Source organism: Phyllobacterium sp., from assembly GCF_037994405.1.
Lineage (GTDB): Bacteria > Pseudomonadota > Alphaproteobacteria > Rhizobiales > Rhizobiaceae > Phyllobacterium.
Genome location: NZ_JBBNAN010000414.1, coordinates 1 through 7,868 on the forward strand (window position 1 = coordinate 1; position 7,868 = coordinate 7,868).

7 protein-coding genes are annotated in these 7,868 nt (G+C 57.1%); all 7 read right to left on the reverse strand.

The window, feature by feature from the left end:
* On the reverse strand, window positions 1-505 hold a 505-nt coding region (locus AAAC48_RS22705), incomplete at its 3' end, for an ABC transporter permease (protein WP_340656364.1).
* Between the two features lie 9 nt (window positions 506-514).
* A complete protein-coding gene (locus AAAC48_RS22710) occupies window positions 515-1,474 on the reverse strand; it encodes an ABC transporter permease (protein ID WP_340656365.1) in 960 nt (319 codons plus the stop codon).
* Between the two features lie 13 nt (window positions 1,475-1,487).
* On the reverse strand, window positions 1,488-3,077 hold the full coding sequence (locus AAAC48_RS22715; RefSeq protein WP_340656366.1) for an ABC transporter substrate-binding protein: 1,590 nt from the start codon (window positions 3,075-3,077) through the stop codon (window positions 1,488-1,490).
* Between the two features lie 128 nt (window positions 3,078-3,205).
* Complete coding sequence (locus AAAC48_RS22720) at window positions 3,206-5,209, reverse strand: CocE/NonD family hydrolase (protein ID WP_340656367.1); 2,004 nt, start codon at window positions 5,207-5,209, stop codon at window positions 3,206-3,208.
* A gap of 191 nt (window positions 5,210-5,400) precedes the next feature.
* The gene (locus tag AAAC48_RS22725) at window positions 5,401-6,240 is read right to left on the reverse strand and encodes an ABC transporter permease (RefSeq protein ID WP_340656368.1); all 840 of its coding nucleotides are present in this window, start codon (window positions 6,238-6,240) and stop codon (window positions 5,401-5,403) included.
* Entirely contained in the window at window positions 6,240-6,953 is a 714-nt protein-coding gene (locus AAAC48_RS22730) for an ABC transporter permease (RefSeq protein ID WP_340656369.1), read from the reverse strand. The genes AAAC48_RS22725 and AAAC48_RS22730 overlap by 1 nt, the downstream gene beginning before the upstream one ends.
* Window positions 6,954-7,072: 119 nt before the next feature.
* Complete coding sequence (locus AAAC48_RS22735; protein WP_340656370.1) at window positions 7,073-7,855, reverse strand: transporter substrate-binding domain-containing protein; 783 nt, start codon at window positions 7,853-7,855, stop codon at window positions 7,073-7,075.
* Window positions 7,856-7,868 lie beyond the last annotated feature (13 nt).

Consider the following 7,868-nt stretch of genomic DNA (forward strand, 5'->3'; position numbering starts at 1 on the left):
TTGCCGCCTCGACGAAATCCATGACATTAATATCGACGGCGACGGCGCGGGCGAGCCGGTAGACGCGGGTGGCGTCGAGCAGACCCATGACCAGAATAAGCGTGACTACATTTGTGGGAAGCACCGAGAGCACGACGAGCGCAAAGATCAGCGTGGGGATCGCCATGATCAGATCGACAAAACGCGACATGAGCTGGTCGAAGCGGCCGCCAATGACCGCCGCGGTAAATCCGAGCACCGAACCCAGAACGAAGGACAACGCCGTCGCCATGGCTGCAATGAAGATCGTGATCCGTGCCCCGTAGATCATCCGAGACAGGAGATCGCGCCCAAGATTGTCCGTGCCAAGCCAATCCTTGGCCGACATGGGTTCCCACACGTCACCAACCGTTTCACCAACCGAATACGGCGCAACCCAGGGAGCAAAGATTGCCGCGAACAAAAAGACCGCCGTGATGATCAGGCCGATCCATGCGCTGATGGGAATATTCTTAACATTCAGCATGGCGAGGCCTCACTTCGGATGTCTGAGGCGGGGATTGGAAACAATCGCCACGATATCAGCAACAATATTGAGGCTGATATAGACAGCCGCGAAAACCAGCCCACACGCTTGCACGACCGGAACGTCGCGCTTGGCAACATGATCGACCAGATACTGGCCCATGCCGGGATAGACAAAAATAACCTCGACCACGACCACGCCGACAATCAGGAAGGCGAGATTGAGCATGACGACGTTGACGATCGGAGCGATCGCATTGGGAAAAGCGTGGCGCGTGATGATCTGCAATGGCGTGAGCCCCTTGAGTTCCGCCGTCTCGATATAGGCCGACTGCATCACGTTGAGGATCGCGGCGCGCGTCATGCGCATCATGTGTGCAAGAACGACCAGTGTGAGAACGGTCACCGGTAGGGCGATGGCACTCAAGCGTTCGCCGAACGGCATGCCTTCGTACACGGTGGAAACACTCGGAAACCATTGCAGTTGCACGGCAACGAAATAGATCAGCAGATAGCCGGTGAAGAACTCCGGCAGTGATGTTGAAGCGAGACCAAGGCCGGAAATCAGCTTGTCCACGAACCCATTGCGGTAGCGCACCGCCAGCAGTCCGAGCCCGATCGCCAGTGGAATCGAAACCACCGCAGCCGCCGAGGCGAGAAACAGCGTGTTCCAAAGCCGGTCTTTCAGCGATGTAGCGATATCCTGCCCGCTGGAAAGCGCTGTTCCCAGATCGCCGGTCAGGATACCGCCGAGCCAGCGCAGATAGCGAATATAGGCTGGGTCGTTCAGGCCCAAGTCACGCCGCAGGTTTTCAAGTGCCTGTGGCGTAGCGGATTGTCCGAGTATCGATTGCGCGACATCTCCCGGCAGGATCTGCGTGCCGGCAAAAATCAGCACGGAGACAGCAAGAAGAAGGAGTGCGCCCATCGCAATGCGCTGGGCGACCAGTTTCAGGACAGGCGTACTCATCCGCCGCGATCCCTTAAGCGATCAGCCAGCAGCGCGACAATGCGTAACCGCCGCTCATCTCCTGATTGCCGTCCGGCACCCAGCCGCCGACCTTCTTGCTCGTCGCGTCGATGAAGTCGTTGAACATCGGCACGATGACGCCACCTTCATCGCGTACGATGACATTCATGTCGCGATACATCTGCTTGCGCTTGGCTTCGTCCAGTTCGCCGCGCGCCTGAAGCAGCAACTTGTCGAACTTCTCGTTGAAGAAGCGCGTGTCGTTCCAGTCAGCCTTGGAATAATAGGCCGTCGAGAACATCTGGTCCTGTGTCGGCCGGCCGCCCCAATAGGATGTCGAGAAGGGCTGCTTGTTCCAGACCTGGGTCCAGTAACCGTCACCTGGCTCGCGTTTGACTTCGATAGTGATACCGGCCTTTGCCGCGCTTTGCTGGTAAAGCTGCGCCGCATCGATAGCACCCGGGAATGCAACGTCGGATGTGCGTAGCAGGATCGAGCCGTCGTGACCGGACTTCTTGTAGTGGAAAGCTGCCTTGTCCGGATCGTATTTGCGTTGTTCGAGGTCGTCCGAGAACAGCGGATACGCCTTGTTGATCGGTGTATCGTTGCCCACAGAACCATAGCCGCGCAGGATCGTCTTCACCATGTCTTCGCGGTTCATGGCATATTTTAGCGCCAGACGCAGATCATTATTGTCGAAAGGCGCCGTGTTGCAATGGGCGATGAATACATAGTGCCCCTTGCCCGCAACGTTCTGGATGGTAACGCCCGGGACGCGCTTGACGAGATCGACGATCTTCGGCTCGACGCGGTTGATCATGTGAACCTGCCCGGATTGCAGCGCCGCGGTGCGGGCCGTCGCATCGTTGATGACGATGATTTCGATCTGCTCGGCGTGGCCGCGCTTGTCGCCGTTCCAGTAATTGGCGAACTTCGTCCCGATATGCCGTACGCCCGGCTCATCGGTGACAACCTTGTATGGCCCAGTACCGATACCGGCAGTCGGCTTGTCCTTGCCGCCATTCGGCTGGATCATCAGATGGTAGTCATCCATCAGGAAGGGCAGATCGGCATTGGCTTCTTTCAATGTGAAAACAACGGTGTCGCCGTCTTTCTTCACGCTCTCGATGCCGCCCATGATGCCGAGCGCACCGGATTTCGAATTGGCGTCCGAGTGACGTTCCATCGTGGCGACGACGTCGTCCGGGGTCATTTCCTTGCCGTCATGGAACTGCACGCCCTTGCGGATCTTGAACGTCCAGACCTTGGCGTCGTCCGATGACCCCCATTCCTCGGCGAGCTTGGGATTGAGCTTGCCGTCCGGTTGGATCTCGACAAGCTGTTCGCCCCATTGGCGGCCGAACTTGTATGGCACCTGGCTTTGCCAGCTTGCGGGGTCAAGGCTGTCCGTGGAGGCGCCGCCCTGCATACCGGCTTTGAGGGTACCGCCCTTGACTGGACCTTCCGCGAGTGCCGCGCTCGACAAAAGGGAATTGGCGAAGACTGTCGTGACACCGAGAGCGGCGGCACGGCCCAGAAAATCGCGGCGGGACAGTTGTCCACGTGCGACTTTGCGGCTTAGAAAATCGAGTTCTTTTGACATACCCATTCCCCTTTGTTGCTTGGGACGCCACGCGCCCAGATTTGATTTTGGTGAATAATGCGACTTGATACCCGTAAATTTCAACCCATTGATTCAGTAAAATGATCCTCCAACGGATGGCGCTGATTTCATATGCATTGGCGTTCGATTGTTTCGGCAAAGTCCCGTTCAAACACCACGTTGTCGTTCTCGTAGGCCTCGATGCGGCCCGTGAGATAGAAATTGTGCTTGTCCGATCGCATTGTCGTGAATGTTTCTGTGCGGAGCCGCCAATTATCGCGTCCGGATATCTCAGTCCAATGGGTTTCGCCGTAAGCAGAAAGCGGATCGTCCGCATGAATTTCCCAGCGCTCACGTACGATGCCGCCATGGATCAAGCCATGATCCTTGTCACGCGCCTCGCCAAAATCATCTTGGATCAACAGTGCAATCTTCCCACTGACCTGATCGTGCTCGATCCAGCGCCTGTTGCCGCCCGGCCGTAGCGTTTCAAGCTGCCACGGCGATGCGGCTTCCGGCTCCGGAAAAGTCCATTCATCGCCGGTTGCAATTTCACGCGAGGGAACGCTGATGCGCCCAGCCTCAATCGTGAGGTTTACATGTGCCGGTGATGGCCAGACCATGGGCCAATAGGATGACGAAACGGCGACTCGCAATGTATGGCGCGCCGGGACTCTGTAAGCAATATCGTCGAGCTTGAATCTGACAGTGATGGCTTCGCCCGGAACTAGCGGCTTCGCATTGTCATGACCGTCGCGGTGGCAAAGGTTGAGAACACCATAGGTGATGCGTGTCGATGCACCATCCGGGTGCACGTCGCACATGCGAACTGCGACCATCGCGACCGGCCGGTTGCTTGACAGTGTCAGGGTGATTTCGGGTGCGCCGACAATATCGATGGGCTTTTCCAGGACCGTATCGTAGCACACAGAAAGTGCATCATCGCGTCGCTGATCGTCCGGCATTTCTGGTCCGAGCCAGATTGCACAATATTCGCCGCCCATCATGCCGCAGTCCTGCGGCGAGGCAACGAGGTGGTTGAAGCTGCCGGATGGTTCAGCTGAAAGCGACTTGTCCTCCTGCAGATGCAGAACCTCGGTAGCGATATTCTTTGACGGCCATTGCTCTTCCGCAATCCAATAGCCTGGTCGCTCGGTGTACCAGCTCTTGGGGCGGACAGAGTCCATCAGATACCCGCGATAGGCCGGATCGTTTTCAACGCCGGTATCGATATCCTTGAGCCAGCGGTCCCACCAGCGTAGTGCTTCCTGCAGGAACCCGATTCGGGGCTCCGGTACCGCAAAGTGAGGATATTTGTGCACCCACGGACCGATGATTCCTTTGACCGGCGCGGTGATGCCCTGCATCAGGCGTGGCACAGCATTCTTATATGCATCGCCCCAACCGCCGATGGCGAGTGTGGCAGCCTTGATAGCAGAGAAATCCTCGCAGATTGAGCCACGCTGCCAGTACGCATCACGCGTCTGGTGCTTTAGCCACACCGCCGGCAAAAATGGTTCATTATCGAGCCGGTCGAGCCACATCTTTCGCCATTTTTCGCCGACGAGCGCCGGATCGGGCGCACGCGAGGAATAAGCGAGCATGGTTGCACCCCAACCGAGATTTTCGTTGAGCAGCAAACCGCCTTTGTAATGAATATCATCGGCATAGCGGTCGTCAGTGGAGCAGAGTGTGATGATTGCTTTCAACGCTTCCGGTTGAAGGGCAGCGACCTGCAACGAATTGAAGCCGCCCCAGGAAATGCCCATCATGCCAACTTTGCCGGTCGACCATGGCTGTGAGGCGATCCACTTGATCACCTCGCAGGCGTCAGCCAGTTCCTGCTCGGAATATTCATCTTCCATCAAACCCTCAGAATCGCCATTACCGCGCATGTCGACGCGCAGGCAAGCATAGCCGTGGCCGGCGAAATAAGGATGGGTGAGGTTGTCCCGGGCGGTTGTACCGTCGCGTTTGCGATAGGGCAGGAATTCGAGAATGGCAGGAACCGGGTTCCTATCTGCATCGTCGGGCATCCAGACCCGAGCCGAAAGCCGGCAACCGTCGGGCAAGACTATGCCCATGTCGGCTTGTTCTGTGATCCTATGCTGAAAAGTCTCGACTGTTCGCATTAGCACCTTTCAACCTCGCCACGGAGTCGAAAACAGATAATGCCCGCCGGCGTGCCGCCATGCGAAAACATGAATCCCATTTTCTCGTCTTTGCGAGGCGTTCCTTTTGCCCACACTATGCGCATCTGCCCAACGGCACGCACTAAACACCTGCGACATAAGTCGGGCAATTTGCGTCACCGCACGAATCTTCATCCGAGTTTCGACGGGATCAGTCTTTCGACACGCCGAAACAGAAAAACGATGATACCTGTGATAACCAGATAGCCTGCCGCGAGCAGCAGCAAGGGCTCATAGGTGATAAACGTATCCTGACGGACGCGCGACGCCACCGAATAGAGATCAACGACTGTAATCGTGGCGACCAAAGGGGTCGATTTCAGCTGAAGCACCGCTTCGCCCGCGAGCGTTGGCAATGCGCGGTGTATGGCTTGTGGCAACCAGATACGGCGGAAAATGGTAAAGCGCCGCATACCAAAAGCGCGCGCCGCTTCCAACTGGCCCTTGGGAACACTCGCAAAAGCCCCGCGCATCACCTCGCCTTCATACCCCGCATAGGAGAGTGTCAGAGCCAGCACCGCATAAGGCCAGGCCTGCCGCAGATAAGGCCAGAGCTCCGAACTTCGAATCCAGGGATACTGCGGAAAAAGCGAGCCGAGACCGTAGTAAAGCAGCCAAAGCTGGAGAAGAAGCGGTGTGCCGCGAATGATTGTGCAGAACACTTTTGCGGGCACCGCAAGGATAGCGGGTCCGGACGCCTGTGCCAGCCCGAGTGGCACCGCAAGCAGGAAGCCAAGAAATACCGTCACACACAGAATCCAGATCGTCCGCCACAGGCCTTGCAGGATCAAATCGCCATAATCCGGCAGCCAATCCCAGCGGAGGAAGAAGATGGCGGAGGCGAGCAGGGTCAATCCGATGAGGATAAGGACGATGCGATGCGGCGGCAGTCTGCTCGCCCGACTACCCGCATCCGCCTCCTTGTGAATCGGAAAGGTTTCGATCGGTACTTCGATGGGCGTCTCGCTCATTACCGAGCCTCCTTCACCGAAGGCATGCCGCGTCGCGCCGCTTTTTCGACCCGACCTAGTACGACGTTTGACACCAGCGTAACCAGCAGGTAGAGCGCACCCGCCCCCATGTAGAAGAGAAAATAGGCCTTCGTCGCCCCCGCTGCCTGACGTGTTTCAAGCGCCAGTTCACTGAATCCAACCACCGCCAGCAGTGCTGTATCCTTGGTTGAGATCAGCCAGAGATTGGCAAGCCCGGGTAAGGCATGCGGCAGCATCGCCGGGAGCGTAACACGGCGCATCATGAGCACTGGCGACATGCCATAGGCCCTTGCCGCCTCAATCTCCCCTTGCGGGATTGATTTGATCGCGCCCCGCAGGACTTCTGTCGCATAGGCGCCCTGAACAAAGCCGAGTACCACAATACCAGCAACGAGCCCGTTGATATCGATGCGCTGATAGCCCATGCCTTCAAGCACACGATTGATCATGTCGGTGCCGGCATAATAAAGGAGCAAGATCAGCACCAGCTCCGGGATAGCCCTGACGAGCGTCGTATAGATAGCTGCAAGGTCACGGACGACAGGCCCACCATAGAGCTTGCCATAAGCGCCGATCGTCCCAATAACCAGCCCCATGCCAAATGCGCCGCAAGCAATCTGCAGGGAATGCATCAGGCCACGCAGAAGATTGCCGCCCCAACCCGGCGGATTTGGAGAGAGGAGCGCGAACATGCCGGAAATGCCGGCAGGAATAATCGATGCGTCGGCCAAGCCGTCCTCGATTCAGCGTCAATAAGAAGGTTTCATCAGGAAGTGAGCCGGAGCGGGCACCCCCCACTCCGGCAAGAACATCAACCGCCGTAAATATCGAAGTTGAAATATTTCTTCGAGATTTCGTCATATTTGCCGTTCTGGCGGATATTCTTGATGGCGGCGTTGAGCTTGTCCTTGAGTTCGGTGTCACCCTTCCTGAGCCCGACACCCACACCCGGTCCAAGCACTTCGACATCATCCGCAACCTTGCCCTTGATCTCGCAGCAAGCCTTGCCGGCATCCGTCTCGGCAAAGGTTTCGAGTGCCAGCGAATCCGCCTGTGTTGCGTCAATACGTCCGGCAGCCAGATCCTGATTGGCCTCGTCCTGCGTCTGGTATTCCTTGATTTCCTCAGCAGTGTCCGCGAAATGCTTCTTGGCGTATACCTGATGCACAGTCGAAACCTGCACGCCCAGGATCTTGCCTTTCAGGCCCTCCGGCGTTGGTTCCATTTTCACACCCTTAGCGCCGAGGATAACGGTTGGCGTATTGTAATACTTGTCGGAAAAATCGATTGTCTTCTCGCGCTCGGCGGTGATCGACATCGATGCGGCGATCATATCGATTTTTTTCGTAGTCAGAGCCGGAATGATGCCATCCCACGAAACAGGCGTGATGACGCAATCGAGTTTGGCCTGCTCGCACATCGCCATTGCAATTTCCACTTCCCAACCTTGCCATTTGCCAGACGCGTCGGGCGAGGCAAACGGCGGATAGGGTTCGGCTGCTATACCGACCTTCACCTGTTCGGCGCTGGCTGCGCCTATTCCGGCGACCACCAGAACAACAGCTGCAACCGTTGTTTTCAGAAAAGACTTCATTCTCATCTCCATT

Coding starts and splice junctions, on each gene's coding strand:
- AAAC48_RS22725 (WP_340656368.1), bottom strand. CDS start 6,240: ATGAGCGAGACGCCCATCGAAGTACCGATCGAAACCTTTCCGATTCAC.
- AAAC48_RS22715 (WP_340656366.1), bottom strand. CDS start 3,077: ATGTCAAAAGAACTCGATTTTCTAAGCCGCAAAGTCGCACGTGGACAA.
- AAAC48_RS22735 (WP_340656370.1), bottom strand. CDS start 7,855: ATGAAGTCTTTTCTGAAAACAACGGTTGCAGCTGTTGTTCTGGTGGTC.
- AAAC48_RS22730 (WP_340656369.1), bottom strand. CDS start 6,953: ATGTTCGCGCTCCTCTCTCCAAATCCGCCGGGTTGGGGCGGCAATCTT.
- AAAC48_RS22720 (WP_340656367.1), bottom strand. CDS start 5,209: ATGCGAACAGTCGAGACTTTTCAGCATAGGATCACAGAACAAGCCGAC.
- AAAC48_RS22710 (WP_340656365.1), bottom strand. CDS start 1,474: ATGAGTACGCCTGTCCTGAAACTGGTCGCCCAGCGCATTGCGATGGGC.